We start from the raw sequence: 19,106 nt of genomic DNA, 5'->3' as shown, positions 1-19,106 counted from the left end.
CCGCCCTAACGCGCCCTCACCCTCAAAAAAGTCGCCACAGAACCCGCCCTCGTGGGGTTGGGGGGGGGGGGGGGCGGCCCCGCCGCGGGGGGGGGGGGGGGGGGGCCCCCCCGGGCCGCGGGCACAGCGGATAAACTCTTCCCCACCCCACCCCGCTCGCTACGCGAGCGACCCTCCCCCTCCAGGGGAGGGTGAAGCAGCCTCGAGCTCCATCACCTTGCCGCCGGCCTGAGCGAGCCGCGGGAAGTACATGTCCGGTTCGATCAGCTGATACGGGAAGTACAAGCCCGCCGGCGTTGGGGGATGGCCGCCCACGCCGAGTAGGCGTTCGAGCACAAGGGCGACGCCGAGGCCGGTGAGCGGCATCTGGCCGCCGGGGTGAACAATGGCGTGGCGGCGGCGCAGCGCGCCACCCGCGTGATCCGTCCCGGTCAGCTCGATGATGATCTCGGTCGACAACGGCTCTCCACGGCGCCGGCTGGAGCTGACCCCGACGGCGAGGCTGAAGCGCACGTTCGGCGCCCCGGTCGCGCTGGCAAGGCCGAGCACATCATTGGGCGAAAACGTGGAGGCCGCCATCTCGGTGCCGTCGACGGCACGAAAGCTGGTCGCCAGCTCGTCTCCGGCCCGCCAGACGTAAGCGCCGCCTTGCCGAGCCAGGGCAACCGGCATGGTCCGGGTCTGTCGTTCGAGATCGGCCTCCGCGGCCGGGCCGAACGCATCCTGCTCGTCGAGCAGTGCGCCGATCGCGATGTCGTCGATGCGGCTGAAGGCCTTGGCGAAGGCAAGCGTCGGCGCCGTCGTGCCGCCAACCATCCATTCGGTGCCCAGCACCACCGGCGCAGCCTGCGGCCGGTGCATGTAAGCAGCGACTTCCGGACCAAGCTCGATGATCCCCGGCGAGATCGACAGATGCGGCACGCCGCGGGCCTGGGCAAGGCGCAGCGCGGTCAGGCGCTGGTCGGTAAACAGCGTCGCGATCGCGCGCAGCGGGCGATCGCCGAGGCCGAGATCGGCGGCGGTGTCGTCGATCACCACGCTCTCGGCGTGAAGCTCGGCGGCTGCCTGTTCGGCCCGCGCCCGATCCCGACCGCCGATCAGCAGCGGTACGTCAGGATGAACGGAGCGCAGCGACCGCGCAGTCCAGCGGCCGACATGGCCGGCCCCGCCGATCAGGAGAATCGAATCGTTCGACATTGCGGCACTCCCTCCTTCCGCCTAACTTACCAATCGTAACATAACAAAGTTACCAATGGTAGGTTTCATGGCAAGACCGAAAACCGTCGCGGCGGACTCGCCGGTTGCGGAACCGGGCGGGCGGCTGCCGAAGGCACAGCGGCGACGGCAGCTGATGGACATCGCGCTGCAGATCGTGCGCGACGAAGGTGCCGACCGGCTGACGCTCGGCTATCTCGCCGAGCGCGCGGGCGTCTCCAAGCCGATTGCCTATGACCACTTCGGCACGCGCTCGGGGCTGCTGATCGAGCTGTACAAATCGATCGATGCCGAGCACGCCGACGCGCTGCGTGCGGCGTTGGCGAGCGGTCACCGCAGCCTCGACGAGACCGCGCAGTTGCTGGCGTCCGCTTATGTGCATTGCTCGGCGGAGACCAGTGGCGAGTGGCAGGCGATCGGCGCGGCGCTGGCGGGCAGCCAGGAGAAGGAGGCCGTGTACCAGCAGCTGCTCGATGGCTACGTCCAGCTGTTCGCGACCGCGTTGAAGCCGCATACCACGCTGCCGCGCGCCGAACTCGTCCGCCGCTGCGTTGGGTTGATCGGAGCCGGCGAGGCGCTGTCGGCCGCAATGGTGCGCGGCCGATGCCGCGAGACCGACGCCGCCGCAGCGTTCGCCGCGCTGATCCGTGGCGGCCTGCAGCAACCGGCCTGACAGCGGGCCAGCACTGTTCGCGATTCTATCGGTACGCGAAATGCTTTAACCTGCCGCCATGTCCTACATCCCGCCCCTGCCCGATCCTGCCGCGCCGCCGGTGCGCATCAACCTGTTGTCCGATACTCAGACGCGGCCGCCCCCGGCGATGCGCGAGGCGATGGCGCGCGCCGAGGTCGGCGACGAGCAGACCGGCGATGATCCGACCACCAACGCGCTCAACGAGCGTGTCGCGGCGCTGCTCGGCAAGGAGGCCGCGGTGTTCCTGCCGTCCGGCACGATGTGCAACGTCACCGCGACGCTGGCGACCTGCCGGCCCGGCGACGAGATCATCGCGCAGCGCAGCGCGCATATTCTGTCGCGCGAGGGCGGCACGCATGCGGCGCTCGGCGGCTTCCAGATCACGCCGCTCGACGGCGACGACGGCCAGTTCTCGCTGGACGCATTCCGCGCCGCGCTGCATCCGCGCTCGCGCTATGAGCCGCCGCAGACCATGGTCAGCGTCGAGCAGACCGCCAATATCGGCGGCGGCACGATCTGGCCGCAACCCACGCTCGACGCCATCGCGGCCGCCGGCAAGGACGCCGGACTCGCCACCCATATCGACGGCGCCCGGCTGATGAATGCCGTGGTGGCCACCGGCATCGCGGCGCGCGACATGGTGGCGGGCTGGGATTCGGCGTGGATTGATTTCAGCAAGGGACTCGGCGCGCCGGTCGGTGCCTCGCTGGCCGGCTCGCGCGCTTTCATCGACGAGGTGTGGCGCTGGAAGCAGCGGCTCGGCGGATCGATGCGGCAGTCCGGCGTGATCGCCGCGGCGTGCGACTACGCGCTCGACCATCACGTCGAGCGGCTCGCCGAGGATCACGCCAATGCGCGGGCACTCGCGGCCGGGCTGGCGCAGCTCGCCGGCGTCGAGGTGCAGGAGCCGCAGACCAATCTGGTGTTCTTCCGGCCCGACGGCGCCGGCGTACCCGGCACCGAGATGGTGGCCCGGCTGCGCAGCCACGGCGTGCTGCTGGCGATGATGGACGGCCGCATCCGCGCCTGCACCCATCTCGACGTCGACCGCGCGATGATCGACGAGACGCTGGGGCTGGTGCGGGAGATCCTTCGCGCGGCGTAGAGCAAATCATGGATTGAAGCGCTCGCCTCTCCACCAGCGCTGCGTCCTCATCCTGAGAGCTTGGCCGGAAGTTCATCCTTTGAGAGAGGGCAACTTCCTAGCCACGCGTCATGCCCGGCCTTGTTGCCGGGCATCCACGCCTTCCGGCCGGAAATGCAGAAAAGGCGTGGATGGCCGGGACAAGCCCGGCCATGACGGAAGTTGTCGGCCAATGAGCCGGCTGCAAAATGATGCGGCCCAGACATGCAAATGGCCGGGGCGAGCCCGGCCACCGCGTCACGATCGATCAGATCGTCTTACAGGCAGATGCGGACGCCAGCGGCGTTGACGACGCAGGCGCCACGACCGCGCCCACGCACCGGGCCGCCATAGCCACGGCCGCGCCCATAACCACGGCCGTAGCCGCGACCGCCGCGATAGCCCCGGCCACGGCCGCGACCCCAGTCGCCGCGCTGGGCGGACGCCGAGGTGGTCGAGACGCCGGTGATCAGCGCAGTCGCGCCGACGAGGCTGAACGCGTAGATGCTGGTGAGCACCACCGCGGCGAGAACGCGAGACACGAGGCCCTGACGGCCAATCTTCGAAGACATGTGATTCCTTTCGGTTGCCCGCGAACGGTGGCTGCAAATCGTCGCAGCGTCAATTCGGAACACAATGTTGCGAGCGAAGTTCCTGCGGCGCGACGCTGATTTCATAGTTTTCCCGAGCCCGGAAGCGCACAATCTCTCCCCAAGTCATTCCGGGGCGGCCGCCGCGCAGCGGCGGGCGAACCCGGAATCTGCAACGCACACCGCCGCAGAGATTCCGGGTTCGCGCTGCGCGCGCCCCGGAATGACTCGTGGAGAGGTGGGTGGTCAGCCGGGATGCTGCCCGGTGGTCGGGCCGGCTTCACTCCAGCGCTTCGTAGACCAGCTTCTTCAGCTCGCGCTGCACCGGCTGGCGCTGCGAGGGGGTTTGTTCCATCAGCACGAAGAACATGTCGAGCTTGGGGTCGACCACGAAGTAGCAGCCGCTGGCGCCGTCCCATTTCAGTTCGCCCAGCGAGCCGGGCGGCGGCGGCTTGGCGTTGCCGGCGTCGGTGCGGACGGCGAGGCCGTAGCCGTAGCCGAAGCCGTCGCCGGGGAAGTAGAAGTAATCGCGCGCGATGCCGGAGGACGGGCCGATGTGGTCGGTGGTCATGTCCTTGAACGTGGCTGCGCTGAGCAGGCGCTTGCCGTCGAGCTCACCCTTGTTCAGCAGCATCCGGACGAAGCGGATGACGTCGTGCGGCGTCGAGGTCAGGCCGCCGCCGCCAGACTCCCACTGCTTGACGATGTCCGGCCGGCTCGGCCGCCCGACCCGGAAATCGGCGTCGTTCGGCATCGGCTGCGCCATTCGCGCCTTCTGCTGCTCCTCCGGCAGGTAGTAGCGCGTGTCCTTCATGCCGAGCGGATCGAACAGCACCTGCTTCTGATACTCGTAGAACGATTTGCCCGACGCCACCTCGACGACGCGGCCGAGCACCTCGTAGGAATTGCCGTAGTCCCACAGCGTGCCGGGCTGTTCCTGCAGCGGCACCTTGGCGATGCGCTCGGCGAATTCGGCGTTGCTGGGGTCGCCGTCGTAGATCTTGGCGGCGGCGATCGCCTTGCGCACCAGATTGTCGCCGTAGAACCCGTAGGTGATGCCCGAGGTGTGCAGCAGCAGATCGCTGATCGTGATCGGCCGCTTCAGCGGCTCGAAATCGAGAACCTTCTCGCCGTTGTCCTTGGTCTTCTCGACGCCGACCTTGGTGTCGGCGAAGGCCGGGATGTACTTCGAGACCGGGTCGTCGAGCTTGATCTTGCCGTCCTCGACCAGCTTCATCACCGCCACGGCGGTGAACGGCTTGGTCAGCGAGGCGAGACGGAAGATGGTGTCGTCGGTCATCGGCGCCTTGGTGGCGACGTCGCGGACGCCGAAATACTTGCTATAGACCGGCTTGCCGTGCCGCTCGATATACACCACGGCGCCGGGGATCTTGCCCTCTGCGATGATCTTGCCAAAGAACGCGTCGATCCGCCCGAGCTTCTCCTGGGAGAATTGCGCGGTCGGCGGCGGATCGAAACTGCCTTCGGCAGCTGCCGGCGAAACAATCAGCGCAGCGAGCGCTCCGGTTAACAACAGACGCGCGACGCGACGCAGGATCATCCAGTCCTCCACATGTGAGCCGACGGGATGGTAGCGGCCGCGGCCGACTAATCAAGGGCCGCCGTCAGCGCAGCCCGGTGCTCGGTTCCGAGAAGCAGCAGAATACGACACGGCGTACGGCCGGCGTCAGTGTGAGCGTTTCGAGACAGGTGGAAATGGCGAGCGGCGCAGCGCGATCGGGAGGAAAGCCGTAGACGCCGGTCGAGATCGCCGAGAAAGCGAGCGAGGACAGGCGGTGCTGCTCGCACAACTGCAGGGCGCGGCGATAACAAGACGCCAGCGCCGCGTCCTCGCCGGAGCCGCCACCCTGCCACACCGGCCCGACGGCGTGGATCACATGCCGCGCCGGCAGCAGGTAGCCTTGGGTCATTTTGGCATCGCCGGTGGCGCAGCCGCCGAGCGTCCGGCACGCGGCCAGTAATTGCGGTCCCGCGGCACGATGGATCGCGCCGTCAACTCCGCCGCCGCCCAGCAACGAGCTGTTGGCGGCGTTGACGATCGCGTCAACCGCGAGCGTCGTAATGTCGGCGACGACGACCGCGAGGGTCGCCGCGCCGTGGGTGCGTTCGAAACGGCTCAGGCCGCGACCTTGATGCCCTTGTCGGCGAACAGCTTCTGCAGCTCGCCGGCCTGGAACATCTCGCGGACGATGTCGCAGCCGCCGACGAATTCGCCCTTCACATAGAGCTGCGGGATCGTCGGCCAGTTCGAGAACTGCTTGATGCCGTCGCGCAGTTCGGCGGATTCGAGCACGTTGTGGCCCTTATAGGGGACGCCGATGTGGTCGAGGATCTGCACCACCTGACCGGAGAAGCCGCACTGCGGAAACTGCGGCGTGCCCTTCATGAACAGCACGACGTCGTTGGCCTTCACTTCATTGTCGATGAATTGCTCGATGCTCATGGCGAGTCCCTTTGCGGCGCGGCCGGCTGACCACCAGCGGCCGGATCAGTCGGTCATATATGTATCGCGAAAACCGTTCGCAGCCCAAGTAAAATGCCAGTCAGCGCTGCGGAGCGCCTGATTTCCCTCAACATTCCGGGATCGCCGGGCCCGCGCCGAGCGGCCGCCGAGGTTGCCAGGGTACCGACGACCTCGCCGCGACCGCCTTCCAATCGCGCGGCGAACACCTATTTGGCGAGTCTCGGAACCGCTTCCCGGAAGCAGCGTTTTCTCCCAAACCGGAGTCGCTCGTGTCGAATCTGTCCTCCGCCGCTATATCTGTAGCCGTATCTGCTGAACCGACCGCGACTCCCCGTGTTTTGGCTGCCCATCTGGCCGACGCCTATCGGACGGTGCGGGACGAGACCGAACGCCGCGCCGCGCCGCTCAGCGCCGAGGATCAGGTGGTGCAGTCGATGCCGGATGCCAGCCCGGCAAAATGGCACCGCGCACATACGACGTGGTTCTTCGAGCAGTTTCTGCTCGGGCCGCACCAGCCCGGCTACCAGGTCTTCCACCCGGATTACGCCTATCTGTTCAATTCCTATTACGTTTCGGCCGGGCCGCGGCATACGCGGGCGGCGCGCGGGCTGCTGACGCGGCCGGGCATCGAGGATGTCGCCGCCTATCGGCGCTATGTCGACGACGCGATGCTCGCCCTGTTTGCCGAGGCCGACGAGGCCAAGCTGCGGCAGCTCGCGCCGCTGGTCGAGGTCGGGCTGAACCACGAGCAGCAGCACCAGGAGCTGCTGCTGACCGACATCCTGCACGCTTTCGCCCAGAACCCGATCCCGCCGGCCTACGATCCGGCATGGCGCCTGCCGGCCGCCGCCCGCAGCGCCGACGCTCTGGTGCATCTGCCCGAGGGCATCCACGCGATCGGCCACGCCGCCGACAGCTTCCATTTCGACAACGAGAAGCCGGCGCACCGCGCGCTGGTCGGGCCGGTAACGCTGGCGCGCGATCTCGTCACCAATGCCGAATGGCTCGCTTTCATGGCGGACGGCGGCTACCGCACGCCGACGCTGTGGCTGATGGACGGCTTCGCCTGCGCCGAGCGCGAGGGCTGGGAAGCGCCCGGCCATTGGCGGCAGGTGGACGGCGAGTGGCGGATCATGACGCTCGGCGGCCTGCAGAGCATCGATCCAGACGCGGCGGTCTGTCACGTCAGCTATTACGAGGCCGACGCCTTCGCCCGCTGGAGCGGCAAGCATCTGCCGACCGAAACAGAATGGGAAGTCGCCGCGCGGGCCGGCGAGCTCGCGGACGCGTTCGGGATTGTCTGGCAGTGGACCCGCAGCTCCTATTCGCCCTACCCCGGCTACAAGGCGATCGAGGGCGCGCTCGGCGAGTACAACGGCAAGTTCATGGTCAATCAGCTGGTGCTGCGCGGCTCGTCCTGCGTCACGCCGCAGGGCCACAGCCGCCTGACCTATCGCAACTTCTTCTATCCGCATCATCGCTGGCAGTTCACCGGACTGCGGCTTGCCGACTACGACGTCTGAAGTCCAACGTACGACGCGCCCCGCGCGCGCATCCGGGAGACCGCCCATGAACATGCACGTCGACGTGCGCAATCGCGTGCATCAGCTCGATCCGCAGACGCAGAACTTCGCGACCGACATCCTCGAAGGCCTGTCGCAACCGCGCAAAACGCTGCCGCCGAAATATTTCTATGACGACCTCGGCTCCGAGCTGTTCGTCGGCATCACCAAGCTGCCCGAATACTATCCGACCCGCACCGAGCTCGGCATCCTGCGCGCCCGCGCCGGCGAAATCGCCGCGCTGATCCCGCCGGACGCCGCGCTGGTCGAATTCGGCGCCGGCGCCACCACCAAGATCCGCCTGCTGCTGGAGGCGCGCGACATCGCCGCCTATGTGCCGGTGGATATTTCCGGCGACTTCATCGCCGCGCAGGCCGAAGAGCTGTGCGCGGATTTTCCCGAGCTGGCGGTGTATCCGGTGGCGGCGGATTTCACCGCGCCGTTTGCGCTGCCGGAGGCGGTGCGGGATCGGCCCAAGGTCGGATTCTTCCCCGGCTCGACCCTTGGCAATTTCGAACCGCATGAAGCTGCGGAGCTCCTACGCACCTTCCGCGACATCCTTGGCGAAGGCGCGCGGCTGATCGTCGGCGTCGATCTGGAGAAGGACGAGAGGCTGCTGGTGCCGGCCTATGACGACGCCGCCGGCGTCACCGCCGAGTTCAACCTCAATCTGCTGGCGCGGATCAACCGCGAGCTCGGCGGCGATATCGACCTGCGCGCGTTCAAGCATCGCGCGGTCTACAACCGTGATCAGCACCGCATCGAGATGCATCTGGTCAGCCAGCGCGATCAGACCGTCCGCATCCTCGGCGAACGCTTCACCTTCACGGCCGGCGAGAGCATCCACACCGAGAACAGCTACAAATACAGCCTTCCCCGCTTCCGCGATCTGGCCGAACAGGCCGGGTGGTCGCTGCAGCAGAGCTGGATGGACGATGACGGGCTGTTCTCGGTGCACGCGCTGCAGGCGAACTAGTCACAACAACTTAGTGCCTGCGTCGCCCTCACCCCAACCCTCTCCCGCAAGCGGAGAGGGGGCGCGCTGCCGGCGGGGCTTGGGGGAGCGGCCTACTCCGACCATCGGCAGCAATGACATCTGCAACTGAGTTCATCCGCAGTCTCGCCGCATCCGCGGCCGGCTCCCTCTCCCGCTTGCGGGAGAGGGGTGGGGTGAGGGCGACGCGGGCAGTGAGCTAATAGCAAGCCATCGACAAATTGCTCACCCGCCCGCCGCCTTGATGATCAACTCGCTGATCTCCTGCGGATGGCTCAGCAGCGAGACGTGGCTGGCGGCCAGTTCGATCGCGGTGGCGTTCATGCGCTTGGCCATGAAGCGCTGCAGGTCCGGGTCGATGACCCGGTCGTCCCTCGAGATCGCGTAGTAGCTCGGCTTGTCGCGCCACGCTGCGTGGGCCGTTTTGCCCGCCAGCAGCGCCTTGTGAAAAGGCCATTGCACGGCGTACAGCGCCCTGGCCTTGTCCCGCGGCAGGTCCGGTGCGAAGTCGCGCAGGAAGGCCTCCTCGGTCAAGCGGCCTTCATCGCCGTCGAACACGATTCCGGCCGACGCCGGCGCGGCCGGATAGGTCTTGGCGAGCGCGGTGTAATCCTCGCCGGCGTCGGGCGCGCGCGCGGCGACGTAGACCAGCGCCGACACATTCGGATGCACGCCGGCTTCGGAGACGATCATGCCGGAGAACGAATGCCCGGCCAGCACGGTCGGGCCATCCTGCCGTGCGAGCACGCGCTCGCACGCGGCCACCGCATCCGGAAGGCTCGTCAGCGGGTTCTGCACCGAGGTGACGTTCAGGCCGCGTGCCTGCAGACGCGGGATCACCTCGGACCACGACGAGCCGTCCGCGAACAGGCCGTGCACGAGCACGACGTTGCGGGCCCCGGTGGCGGCAACAGCCGGATTCTCCGCCGCCCCCGCGGCGCGCGCGCCGCCCAGCACGGCCGATGCGGCGACGGCCAGCAGCGATGAGGTTACGACACGCCGATCAACCGTCATTGGGTTCTCCTGATGTCTCAAGCGTCATTGCGAGCGAAGCGAAGCAATCCATTGGCCGCAATTGATGCCCTTGCTGGGTTGCTTCGTCGCGGAGCCTGTACGCGGACGACGCCAAGCACCGATCCGGATGCTCCCCGCAGTGACAACGTTGCAGGCCTCATCTCGCGGATCGAATTTGCGGTCAGACACATAAGGTAGAGCTGGCCGCTGTTCGGTTCGGTCACAAGGAAGTGTGTGCATCGCAAGTCGGACGTGGCGACCGGAGCTCCGCTCTACGCGCCGACGTCGATGGTCCGGCGCCGGAGGTCCTTCACGCTCAGCCAGACCGCGGCGACCAGGAAGTAGAACGCGCCGAACGCGGCGTAGGGCGCGATGTCGACGATGCTCGGCAGCTTGTCGCCGCTCGCCGCATGAATGAAGAAAGCGCCGGCGAGCGCCGACTGCGCGCCGCTGAGGATCATCGGCCACTGTCCGCCGCTAGTCCAGCGCCGCACACCGGTGGCGAGTTGCAGCACGCCCGCCAGGACCGCCCAGCCGCCGTAAACGGCCAGCACGGCGTTCATGCCGGAATTGAGCGCGACGGCGGCGGCCAGCGCGGTCAGGACGCTGACGCCGAGATTGAGCGCCTGGCTGGGATTGGCCAGCAGACCGCCATTACGCGCCGCATCGGCGTAGTTCGCCGCAGCATCCCACGCCGGATACACGATCAGCATGACGGCGGCGAGGTGTGGGGCCTGGCGAGCGATCGTGAAAGCGAGCGCGACCCAGATCAGGGAAAATGCGGCTCGTACATAGTAATAGCGCTTGAGCCAGGCCGACGGCGTGGCGGTCGAACTCGTGGCTTGGGGACGGCTCATGTCGATGCTCCTGTTGGAATGTCGATGACATCGCCTATCTACTAGTAGGTAGACGCCTTTGCAAACGCAGATTGGCCGCCCCCCGATGACGTTTGCTTGATGACAACCACTCGGGAGCGCTCGCGCGTGAGGCTCTTCCGGGGCGCTCGCCCTTGCGAGCGAACCCGGAATCCAGATGTTATGGACATCAGAGAGCCGCAGAACGCTGCGGGATTCCGGGTTCACGCGCGTTGCGCGTTCCCCGGAATGACGGGCGTGGGGTTGCATAACTTTACACTAGACTGGACATTCTACCAACTAGAAGGTAAACAGCCGGCATGACCAATCTGTCGACGGCCGACCAGATCTTGGCTTGCGCGCGCGGGCTGATCATTGCGGGCGGCTACAACGGCTTCAGCTACGCCGATATCGCCGACGCGGTCGGCATCCGCAAACCCAGCATTCATCACCATTTCCCGACCAAGGCCGAGCTGGTGCAGAAGCTGGTCGCGCAATATCGCAAGGACGCCGCCGCCGGGCTGGCGCATCTGGCGCGCGAGGCGTCCGACCCGGCCGCGCAACTGCGCAGCTACACCGGCTATTGGGCCGCCTGCATCAAGGACGGCAGCGCGCCGTTCTGCGTCTGCGCGCTGCTGGCGACCGAACTGCCCCTGCTCCCCGACGAGGTCGCGGCAGAGGTGCGGGCGCATTTCCGCGCGCTGTCGGCGTGGCTGAAATCGGCGCTGGAGCGCGGCCACAAGGACGGCAGCCTGGCGCTGAAAGACACGCCGCGTGCCGAAGCCGAGATCTTCATGGCGACCGTTCACGGCGCGATGCTGTCCGCGCGCGCCTATGGCGAGCCGAAGATGTTTGCAGCGATCACCAACCCGTTGATCGATCGGCTGTGCAAGGGATAGGGCGACTACCAGTCACTACACCCCTCGCACAACGTTCGTCATGGCCGGGCTTGTCCCGGCCACGCCTTTTTTGTCTTTAAGTCAGCAAGGCGTGGATGCCCGGCACAAGGCCGGGCATGACGCAGAGAGGCTTCTAGACGGACGCCGTCTCGGTCGCTGCCGCGGCTCGCGCCGCGCTTCGTCCCCTCGCCTCCTCGGCGCATTTGGCGGCGTGGACTTCGCGGTTGATGACTTGCAGATTGGGCAGGCCCCAATAGCCGAGCAGTTGCGGCCAGGCCGTGTCGCGGTGCTGGCGCCAGACGTGAAATAACGGCACCTGGTGATCGACCTCCGCGGTCCGCAGCAGGCGCCGGTTGGTCGATCCGCAGCGCCGGCCCTGCAGCTTGCGCAGCAGCTTGGCCTGGGCGCTCGGCGCAGTCCAGAATTGCCAGGCGGTGACGCAGGCGCTGTGCCAGTTCGCCCTGGAGTTCGGCCCGGCGTCCCACAGATCGGCGTGCCAGCCGAATCGATACACCGGCTGGCCGCAGACGCAGCAGAAGCCCGGGCCCCTTGCGAAGGCGTTTTCGCGATACGGCGCCGGCGGCGTGCGAAACGTCGCCGGCAAGCCGCGATCCGGATCGCCGATCTGCCAGCGCCACCCGTCCGGCGCGCCGCTGCGGCCGGCCAGCAGCCGCGCCAGGCGGTCGGCGCGCAGCGGATGCGCACGCCAATAGCCGTCGATCGCGACACGCAGCGTCGACGGCGCCCACGAGCAGCTCCGCGCCCGCACCAGCACGGCCTGCGGAAACGCCGCGGGCAGCCGCTTGCTCAGCCGCGCCAGCGCCTGCGCGTTGGCCTTCGCCTTTTCGTCCCGCCAGTTCGACAAATGTGGCTCTCCGACCCGCGCCGACGGTGCCGCGCCGCCGTTAAGCTTCGGTTAAGCCTGTGATCCCGGAGCGCAGCGGTGCCAAACCGGCGTCAGCTCTCCGGCACGCCGGTCTGCAGCGCCAGCGCGTGCAGCACGCCGCCCATCTGGCCTTTCAGCGAGGCATAGACGATTTGATGCTGCTGCACCCGCGACTTGCCCCGGAACGACTCCGAGACCACCGTAGCGGCGTAGTGGTCGCCATCGCCGGCAAGGTCGCGAATCGTCACTTCCGCGTCGGGAATCGCGGCCTTGATCATGGCCTCGATGTCGCGGGCATCCATCGGCATTCCCAGTCCTCCGAAAATTGATCGATTCCGGATGGCCCCGGCATCGGCCATCCCTTACCTGTGAGATACTATCGTGCGGCGCGGCCCTTTCAAAGCCTGCCGAGGTCGCACATCTGGTTGAGGCGCGGCGCCTGCCGCCGCCAGGCCTATCGCGAGGTATGTCCATGAGAATCCCCGGCCCCGACCACCCGATCACGATCACGCAGAATCCGAAGCGGGTGCGCGTCACCGCCGGCGATGTGGTGATCGCCGAATCGAGCCAGGCGCTGACCCTGAAAGAAGCCAGCTATCCGCCGGTGCACTACATCCCGCGCGCCGACGCCAACATGGCGCTGCTGCACAAGACCGCGCGCAGCACGCACTGCCCTTACAAGGGCGACGCCAGCTATTTCAGCATCGACGCAAATGGCACCACGCTCGACAACGCGATCTGGAGCTACGAGGAGCCGTTTCCGGCGATGACCGAGATCGCCGGCTTCCTGGCGTTCTACCCTGACAAGGTCAAGATCGAGGAAGTCTCGGCCTAGAGATCAATCCAACCCCTTTGGATCTTGCCGGGCCGGCAGTTCGTGGCATTGTTGCACCGCGGATGGACGGAGAACAGCCGTGACGACCACCTATCCGACGCAAGCCGGCCTTGCCGCGGCGACGACCGCTGCCGTTCGCGTGCGCGACCTGTCGCTCGATCGCGCCCGCACCTTCCTGACCCTGCTGGTGCTGATTCACCATTCGGTGATCCCCTACACGCATTTCGGCCACACCGACCCGGCGTCCTGGATCGGCTTCGATTGCATCGTGCTCGCCACCGACAGCTTCTTCATGGCGATGTTCTTCCTGCTGTCGGGGCTGTTTCTGTGGCCGAGCCTCGACCATCGCCCGAGGATCGGATCGCTGGCGCGCGACCGGCTGATCCGGCTCGGCATTCCGTTCGTGATCGCGGCGTTCACGGTGATTCCGATCGCCTACTACGCGATCGCGCTGCGCGCCGACCCGATGCTGAGCTTTGTCGATTTCTATCGCAACATGATCACGGTCGGCCCATGGCCGAGCGGGCCGTTGTGGTTTCTGTGGGTGCTGTTCATCTACACCTTCATCGGCGGCGCGATGTACCGGATCTCCCGGCACACGCTCGACCCGCTGAACCGGCTGGCGTCGATCGGCTATCAGCGGCCGTTTCTGTATATCGTGGCGACCTTCGCGATTACCGCTGCGCTCTACGTGCCGGCGCGGGTGTATTTCGGGCCGAACGAATGGCTCTCGTTCGGCCCGTTCGCCGTGCAGGAAAGCCGCATCCTGCTCTACGCAGCGTATTTCTTCATGGGCGCCGGGATCGGCGCCTGCCATCCGGAATTCGGCGTAATCAGTGCCGGCGGCCGGCTCGCCAAGCAATGGTACGTCTGGGCGCTCCTGGCGGTGCTGCCCTATGCGGCGATGTGGGGCTTCATCGGCATCAAGCGCGGCATCCTGGGCAATCCGCCGGACCTGCCGATGTGGTACGAAGCCGGCTACGGACTCGCCTTCGCGGCGTTCAGCGTCACCGTGATCTTCGCCATCCTGGCGTTCTTCCTGCGCTTCCAGCGCGCCGGCTGGAGCATCCTCGATCCCTTGCAGCACGACGCCTACGGCATCTTCCTGGTGCACTACGCCTATATGCTGTGGCTGCAATACGCACTGTACGACCTGCAATGGCCGGCGATCGCCAAGGCCGGCACGGTGTTCGTGCTCGGGCTATTGCTGAGCTGGGCAACCACGGCGCTGCTGCGAAAGATCCCGGGATCGCATCGGGTGTTGTAGCGGGGCGGCGGGCGCTACGGGCCTGCGGCTCCGCTGCTTCGCTGCGCACCCCCTCTCTTCTGTCATTCCGGGGCGCGCGAAGTAACCACACCCCTCCCCGTCATTCCGGGGCGCGCCACTTGGCGCGAGCCCGGAATCCATAACCACTGCGGCCTGTTACTTACGCATAGCGGGACATACGCTGTGCTTCCCCGCGATCCCAGGGGCTATGGATTCCGGGCCTGCGCGCAAGGGCGCGCATCCCGGAATGACGAACGTGAGGGTGGGATGCGTGGCTGAGATTCCGACTTCGCGCACTTTCACGAGGCTCTTCCCGCTCGTCATCCCGGGGCGCGCCTCTTGGCGCGAGCCCGGAATCCATAACCACTGCGGCTTGTTACTTACGCATAGCGGGACCTACGCAGTGCTTCGCCGCGACTCCAGGGGCTATGGATTCCGGGCCTGCGCGCAAGGGCGCGCATCCCGGAATGACGGGAAGAGGTTTTGCTACGTGGCGGAGATTCCGGGTTCGCTCGCTGCGCTCGCGCCCCGGAATGACGGCGGGGGGGGGTGCTGCGTCATTGCGAGCGAAGCGAAGCAATCCAGCGGCGCAGTGCACTGCGCTGGATTGCTTCGTCGCTTCGCTCCTCGCAATGACGGCGGCAGGCGTCTGGATGCGACGTTTACGCCTTCCCCGCCATGTAGTCCGGCAGCCAGTGCTCGTGGGCGTGGCGCAGCGCTTTGACGTCCACCGTGCGTTCGCCTTCGATCTTCAGCGTGTGGCCGGCGGTGGTGCCGATCTGCACGCAGGGGACGCCGACATTCTTCAGCTTCGACAGCGTGGTGAGCAGGTCGTCCTGCTGCACGGTGACGATGTAGCGGCCCTGGTCTTCGCCGAACCACCAGGCGTGCGACACGATCTCGGCCGGCGGGGCGTCGAGCGCGGCGCCGATGCCGCCGCTGATCGCCATCTCGGCGAGTGCGACTAGCAAGCCGCCGTCGGAGACGTCGTGCACAGCGGTCGCGGTGCCGGCGTGGATCATGCCGCGGACGACGTCGCCGTGGCGCTTCTCGCAGGCGAGATCGACCGGCGGCGGCGCGCCCTCTTCGCGGCCGCAGATGTCGCGCAGGTACACCGATTGGCCGAGCCAGCCCTTGGTCTCGCCGATCAGCAGGATCGCTTCGCCTTCGGCCTTGAAGGCCAGCGTCGCCGACTTGGTGAAATCATCGAGCACGCCGACGCCGCCGATCGACGGGGTCGGCAGGATGCCGCGGCCTGAGGTCTCGTTGTAGAGCGAGACGTTGCCGGACACGATCGGCGCGTCGAGCGCGATGCAGGCTTCGGAGATGCCGCGCAGGCAGCCGACCAGCTGGCCCATGATCTCGGGCCGCTCCGGATTGCCGAAGTTGAGGTTGTCGGTGATCGCCAGCAGCTTGCCGCCGACCGCCGTGATGTTGCGATAGGCTTCGGCCACCGCCTGCTTGCCGCCCTCGACCGGATCGGCCTCGCAATAGCGCGGCGTGACGTCGACGGTGAGCGCGAGGCCCTTGGGGCCGTCCTCGATCCGCACCACCGCGGCGTCGCCGCCGGGGCGTTGCAGCGTGTTGCCGCCGATGACGTGGTCGTACTGCTCCCACACCCAGCGCTTGCTGCACAGATCCGGCGTCGCCAGCAGCTTCTCCAGCGCCTCGGCGGCGCCCATCGGCGCGTTGATGTCGCGGGCGTGAATCACCGGCAGTTTCGGCGACTCAATCCACGGCCGGTCATACAGCGGCGCTTCGTCGCCGAGCTCCTTGATCGGCAGATCGGCCTTCACCTGCCCGCCATGCTTGACCACGAAGCGCTTGGTCGGCGTGGTGTAGCCGACGATGGCGAAGTCGAGGCCCCACTTCCGGAAGATGTCCTCGGCTTCCTTTTCCTTCTCCGGCTTGAGAACCATCAGCATGCGCTCCTGGCTTTCGGAGAGCATCATCTCGTAGGCGGTCATGCCGGTCTCGCGGGTCGGCACCGCGTCGAGATCGAGCTCGACGCCGAGGTCGCCCTTGGCGCCCATCTCGACTGCCGAACAGGTCAGGCCAGCGGCGCCCATGTCCTGGATCGCGATGACGCAATCCTTGGCCATGATCTCGAGGCACGCTTCCAGCAGCAGCTTCTCGGCGAACGGATCGCCGACCTGCACGGTCGGGCGCTTCTCCTCCGAGCCTTCGTCGAACTCCGCCGACGCCATGGTGGCGCCGCCCATGCCGTCCCGGCCGGTCTTGGAGCCGAGATAGACGATCGGCATGCCGACGCCGCTGGCGGCAGCGAGGAAGATCTTGTCGGCATCGGCGAGGCCGACCGCCATGGCGTTGACCAGAATGTTGCCGTCATAGCGGGTGTGGAACCGGGTCTGGCCGCCGACGGTCGGCACGCCAAACGAATTGCCATAGCCGCCGACGCCGGCGACGACGCCCGACACCAGGTGCCGCGTCTTCGGATGCTTCGGATCGCCGAACGACAGCGCATTGAGGCAGGCGATCGGCCGCGCCCCCATGGTGAAGACGTCGCGCAGGATGCCGCCGACGCCGGTGGTGGCGCCCTGATACGGCTCGATATAGCTCGGGTGGTTGTGGCTCTCCATCTTGAAGACCACCGCCTGATTGTCGCCGATGTCGATCACGCCGGCGTTCTCGCCCGGCCCCTGCAGCACCCACGGCGCCTTGGTCGGCAGCCCCTTGAGGTGGATGCGCGACGACTTGTACGAGCAGTGCTCGTTCCACATCGCCGAGAAGATGCCGAGCTCGGTGAAGGTCGGCTCGCGCCCGATCAGATCGAGAATGCGCTGATATTCGTCCGGCTTGAGGCCATGGCTGGCGATCAATTCCGGGGTGATGTTCGGCTCGGGAGCGGACATAGGGCAGCATTCCTCGGCGCGCCGGAGGGGCCGGCGCGGACCGCTGTTATGTAGAAAGATCGGCCCGGGGGGGAAAGGGTTTTCTGCGCAGCTGGGGATGGCGCGGGGACGCGGCACGATGACCGCAAATCATTGATGAGACGCGGAATTCCCCCGGATCTGGTCATCGCCAGGCTTGACCCGACCAGCCACGGAAACAGGCACAGCGCCCTCGGGCGTCATTGCGAGCGAAGCGAAGCAATCCAGCGCCGTGCTCCGGGCTGGATTGCTTCGTCGCTGCGCTCCTCGCAATGACGAAGGTCGCCGTTAAGCCGCCACCGCCGGCAGGCCGGCCAGCGCGGTGGCCAGATCGGCTTCGTCGTAATCCTGATCGACAAGCTTGCCGTCGAAGTAGTTGATGTAGGCCTGCATGTCGAAATGGCCGTGACCGGAGAGGTTGAATAGGATGGTCTCCGCCTTGCCCTCTTCCTTGCAGCGCAGCGCCTCGTCGATGGCGCAGCGCACCGCGTGGGTCGATTCCGGCGCCGGCACGATGCCCTCGGTGCGGGCGAACTGCACGCCGGCTTCGAAGCAGCCGACCTGCTGGTAGGCGCGCGCCTCGATCAGGCCGAGCTCGTAAGCGTGCGACACCATCCCGCTCATGCCGTGATAGCGCAGGCCGCCGGCGTGGAAACCGGGCGGCATGAAGGTCGAGCCGAGCGTATGCATCTTCACCAGCGGGGTGAGATGTGCGGTGTCGCCGAAATCATAGGCGTAGGTGCCGCGGGTCAGCGTCGGGCACGCCGCCGGCTCGACCGCGATGATGCGCCGCTTGCGGCCGCCGCGCAGCTGCAGACCGAGGAACGGGAACGCAAGGCCGGCGAAGTTGGAGCCGCCGCCGGCGCAGCCGATCACCACGTCGGGATCGTCGCCGGCCAGCTCGAACTGCTTGATGGCTTCCTGGCCGATGATGGTCTGGTGCAGCATGACGTGGTTGAGCACCGAGCCGAGCGCGTATTTGACGTCCGGATTCTTCGCGGCGATCTCGACCGCCTCGGAGATCGCGATGCCGAGCGAGCCGGGGCTGTTCGGCGTCTTGGCGAGGATCGCACGGCCGGAGTCCGTTTCGTTTGATGGCGAGGCGATGCAGCGCGCCCCATAGGTTTCCATCAGCGCGCGGCGATACGGCTTCTGGTCGTAGGAGACGCGGACCTGGAACACCAGCACGTCGAGCCCGAACAGCGAGCCGGCGAACGCCAGCGACGAACCCCACTGCCCGGCGCCGGTCTCGGTCGACAGCTTCTTGATGCCGGCCTGCTTGTTGTACCAGGCCTGCGGCACGGCGGTGTTCGGCTTGTGCGAGCCGGCCGGCGAGACGCCTTCGTATTTGAAGTAGATCTTGGCCGGCGTATCCAGCGCCTGTTCGAGACGCCGCGCGCGGATCAGCGGCGCCGGGCGCCACATCCGGAACACGTCGCGCACCGGCTCGGGAATCTCGATGTAGCGCTCGGTCGCGACTTCCTGGAGGATCAGCTCCATCGGAAACAGCGGCTCCAGATCGCTCGGGCCGACCGGCTGATGCGTGCCCGGATGCAGCACCGGCGGCATCGGCGTCGGGAAGTCGGCGTTGAGATTGTACCAGGACTTCGGGATGCTCTCCTCGTCCAGCACGTACTTGATCTGGTCGCTCATTCTGTTCTCCCTCAGGCGGCCCTTTATGCGGCCGGGAGGGTATTACAGCACGCGCGGGCCTGCCAATTGCGCCGTGTCAATTGAATGACGCGGCCGCGTGCCAGGCGCGATTTGCATTGCAGCGCGGCATCGGTTTTATGGAGC

The 19,106-nt window shown here is 66.9% G+C and carries 18 protein-coding genes; 7 read left to right on the top strand and 11 right to left on the bottom strand.

Going from position 1 to position 19,106, the window contains the following annotated elements; translation table 11 throughout:
- Positions 1-159 precede the first annotated feature (159 nt).
- Positions 160-1,197, bottom strand: coding sequence for an NAD(P)-dependent oxidoreductase (locus D4Q52_RS06105; protein WP_119855655.1), 1,038 nt, complete (start codon positions 1,195-1,197; stop codon positions 160-162).
- Positions 1,198-1,264: 67 nt separating this feature from the next.
- Between D4Q52_RS06105 and D4Q52_RS06100 the strand changes: the two genes are divergently transcribed.
- Positions 1,265-1,888, top strand: coding sequence for a TetR/AcrR family transcriptional regulator (locus tag D4Q52_RS06100; protein WP_182915245.1), 624 nt, complete (start codon positions 1,265-1,267; stop codon positions 1,886-1,888).
- Between the two features lie 58 nt (positions 1,889-1,946).
- Positions 1,947-3,014, top strand: a complete 1,068-nt coding sequence (locus D4Q52_RS06095) for a threonine aldolase family protein (protein WP_119855654.1) — start codon at positions 1,947-1,949, stop codon at positions 3,012-3,014.
- Between the two features lie 296 nt (positions 3,015-3,310).
- Here D4Q52_RS06095 and D4Q52_RS06090 read toward each other — a convergent pair whose 3' ends face one another.
- From D4Q52_RS06090 to grxD, 4 genes are all read right to left on the bottom strand, one after another.
- Positions 3,311-3,604, bottom strand: coding sequence for a hypothetical protein (locus D4Q52_RS06090; protein WP_119855653.1), 294 nt, complete (start codon positions 3,602-3,604; stop codon positions 3,311-3,313).
- A 298-nt stretch (positions 3,605-3,902) separates the two neighbouring features.
- On the bottom strand, positions 3,903-5,183 hold the full coding sequence (locus D4Q52_RS06085) for a serine hydrolase domain-containing protein (protein ID WP_182915244.1): 1,281 nt from the start codon (positions 5,181-5,183) through the stop codon (positions 3,903-3,905).
- Between the two features lie 64 nt (positions 5,184-5,247).
- The gene (locus tag D4Q52_RS06080) at positions 5,248-5,763 is read right to left on the bottom strand and encodes an O-acetyl-ADP-ribose deacetylase (RefSeq protein ID WP_119855652.1); all 516 of its coding nucleotides are present in this window, start codon (positions 5,761-5,763) and stop codon (positions 5,248-5,250) included.
- A complete protein-coding gene (grxD, locus tag D4Q52_RS06075; protein ID WP_054162432.1) occupies positions 5,760-6,086 on the bottom strand; it encodes a Grx4 family monothiol glutaredoxin in 327 nt (108 codons plus the stop codon). Before grxD ends, D4Q52_RS06080 begins: the two co-directional genes overlap by 4 nt.
- Positions 6,087-6,385: 299 nt before the next feature.
- Between grxD and egtB the strand changes: the two genes are divergently transcribed.
- Both egtB and egtD read left to right on the top strand, forming a co-directional pair.
- Positions 6,386-7,630, top strand: a complete 1,245-nt coding sequence (gene egtB, locus D4Q52_RS06070; protein ID WP_425328454.1) for an ergothioneine biosynthesis protein EgtB — start codon at positions 6,386-6,388, stop codon at positions 7,628-7,630.
- A gap of 46 nt (positions 7,631-7,676) precedes the next feature.
- Positions 7,677-8,645, top strand: a complete 969-nt coding sequence (egtD, locus tag D4Q52_RS06065; protein ID WP_119855650.1) for an L-histidine N(alpha)-methyltransferase — start codon at positions 7,677-7,679, stop codon at positions 8,643-8,645.
- 243 nt (positions 8,646-8,888) lie between these two features.
- Here egtD and D4Q52_RS06060 read toward each other — a convergent pair whose 3' ends face one another.
- On the bottom strand, positions 8,889-9,677 hold the full coding sequence (locus D4Q52_RS06060) for an alpha/beta fold hydrolase (protein WP_119855649.1): 789 nt from the start codon (positions 9,675-9,677) through the stop codon (positions 8,889-8,891).
- Positions 9,678-9,949: 272 nt separating this feature from the next.
- Positions 9,950-10,534: a DUF308 domain-containing protein gene (locus D4Q52_RS06055; protein WP_119855648.1), complete on the bottom strand. Its 585-nt coding sequence runs from the start codon at positions 10,532-10,534 to the stop codon at positions 9,950-9,952.
- 317 nt (positions 10,535-10,851) lie between these two features.
- Between D4Q52_RS06055 and D4Q52_RS06050 the strand changes: the two genes are divergently transcribed.
- Positions 10,852-11,430 carry a TetR/AcrR family transcriptional regulator gene (locus D4Q52_RS06050; RefSeq protein WP_119855647.1) on the top strand — a complete coding sequence of 193 codons (579 nt, stop codon included), beginning with the start codon at positions 10,852-10,854 and terminating at the stop codon, positions 11,428-11,430.
- 133 nt (positions 11,431-11,563) lie between these two features.
- Here D4Q52_RS06050 and D4Q52_RS06045 read toward each other — a convergent pair whose 3' ends face one another.
- Both D4Q52_RS06045 and D4Q52_RS06040 read right to left on the bottom strand, forming a co-directional pair.
- Positions 11,564-12,295: a hypothetical protein gene (locus D4Q52_RS06045; RefSeq protein ID WP_119855646.1), complete on the bottom strand. Its 732-nt coding sequence runs from the start codon at positions 12,293-12,295 to the stop codon at positions 11,564-11,566.
- A gap of 92 nt (positions 12,296-12,387) precedes the next feature.
- Positions 12,388-12,624, bottom strand: a complete 237-nt coding sequence (locus D4Q52_RS06040; RefSeq protein WP_119855645.1) for a BolA family protein — start codon at positions 12,622-12,624, stop codon at positions 12,388-12,390.
- 164 nt (positions 12,625-12,788) lie between these two features.
- Here D4Q52_RS06040 and D4Q52_RS06035 point away from each other — a divergent pair, with 164 nt between their 5' ends.
- Positions 12,789-13,151 (top strand): DUF427 domain-containing protein, encoded by a 363-nt coding sequence (locus D4Q52_RS06035; protein WP_119855644.1) that lies wholly within the window; start codon positions 12,789-12,791, stop codon positions 13,149-13,151.
- A 79-nt stretch (positions 13,152-13,230) separates the two neighbouring features.
- Entirely contained in the window at positions 13,231-14,418 is a 1,188-nt protein-coding gene (locus D4Q52_RS06030; RefSeq protein ID WP_119855643.1) for an acyltransferase family protein, read from the top strand.
- Positions 14,419-15,080: 662 nt separating this feature from the next.
- Here the strand turns inward: D4Q52_RS06030 and purL are convergent.
- On the bottom strand, positions 15,081-17,291 hold the full coding sequence (purL, locus tag D4Q52_RS06025) for a phosphoribosylformylglycinamidine synthase subunit PurL (protein WP_119855642.1): 2,211 nt from the start codon (positions 17,289-17,291) through the stop codon (positions 15,081-15,083).
- A 306-nt stretch (positions 17,292-17,597) separates the two neighbouring features.
- A complete protein-coding gene (locus D4Q52_RS06020) occupies positions 17,598-18,962 on the bottom strand; it encodes a TrpB-like pyridoxal phosphate-dependent enzyme (RefSeq protein WP_119855641.1) in 1,365 nt (454 codons plus the stop codon).
- Between the last annotated feature and the right edge of the window lie 144 nt (positions 18,963-19,106).

The organism is Rhodopseudomonas palustris (assembly GCF_003591005.1).
In the GTDB taxonomy this organism is placed as follows: Bacteria; Pseudomonadota; Alphaproteobacteria; order Rhizobiales; family Xanthobacteraceae; genus Rhodopseudomonas; species Rhodopseudomonas palustris_K.
This window is presented reverse-complemented; position numbering and strand designations above follow the sequence as displayed.

Bases quoted from the DNA above. Each gene is read 5' to 3' on its own strand.
- D4Q52_RS06105 (WP_119855655.1), bottom strand. From the start codon at position 1,197: ATGTCGAACGATTCGATTCTCCTGATCGGCGGGGCCGGCCATGTCGGC.
- D4Q52_RS06100 (WP_182915245.1), top strand. From the start codon at position 1,265: ATGGCAAGACCGAAAACCGTCGCGGCGGACTCGCCGGTTGCGGAACCG.
- D4Q52_RS06095 (WP_119855654.1), top strand. From the start codon at position 1,947: ATGTCCTACATCCCGCCCCTGCCCGATCCTGCCGCGCCGCCGGTGCGC.
- D4Q52_RS06090 (WP_119855653.1), bottom strand. From the start codon at position 3,604: ATGTCTTCGAAGATTGGCCGTCAGGGCCTCGTGTCTCGCGTTCTCGCC.
- D4Q52_RS06085 (WP_182915244.1), bottom strand. From the start codon at position 5,183: ATGATCCTGCGTCGCGTCGCGCGTCTGTTGTTAACCGGAGCGCTCGCT.
- grxD (WP_054162432.1), bottom strand. From the start codon at position 6,086: ATGAGCATCGAGCAATTCATCGACAATGAAGTGAAGGCCAACGACGTC.
- egtD (WP_119855650.1), top strand. From the start codon at position 7,677: ATGAACATGCACGTCGACGTGCGCAATCGCGTGCATCAGCTCGATCCG.
- D4Q52_RS06060 (WP_119855649.1), bottom strand. From the start codon at position 9,677: ATGACGGTTGATCGGCGTGTCGTAACCTCATCGCTGCTGGCCGTCGCC.
- D4Q52_RS06055 (WP_119855648.1), bottom strand. From the start codon at position 10,534: ATGAGCCGTCCCCAAGCCACGAGTTCGACCGCCACGCCGTCGGCCTGG.
- D4Q52_RS06050 (WP_119855647.1), top strand. From the start codon at position 10,852: ATGACCAATCTGTCGACGGCCGACCAGATCTTGGCTTGCGCGCGCGGG.
- D4Q52_RS06040 (WP_119855645.1), bottom strand. From the start codon at position 12,624: ATGCCGATGGATGCCCGCGACATCGAGGCCATGATCAAGGCCGCGATT.
- D4Q52_RS06035 (WP_119855644.1), top strand. From the start codon at position 12,789: ATGAGAATCCCCGGCCCCGACCACCCGATCACGATCACGCAGAATCCG.
- purL (WP_119855642.1), bottom strand. From the start codon at position 17,291: ATGTCCGCTCCCGAGCCGAACATCACCCCGGAATTGATCGCCAGCCAT.
- D4Q52_RS06020 (WP_119855641.1), bottom strand. From the start codon at position 18,962: ATGAGCGACCAGATCAAGTACGTGCTGGACGAGGAGAGCATCCCGAAG.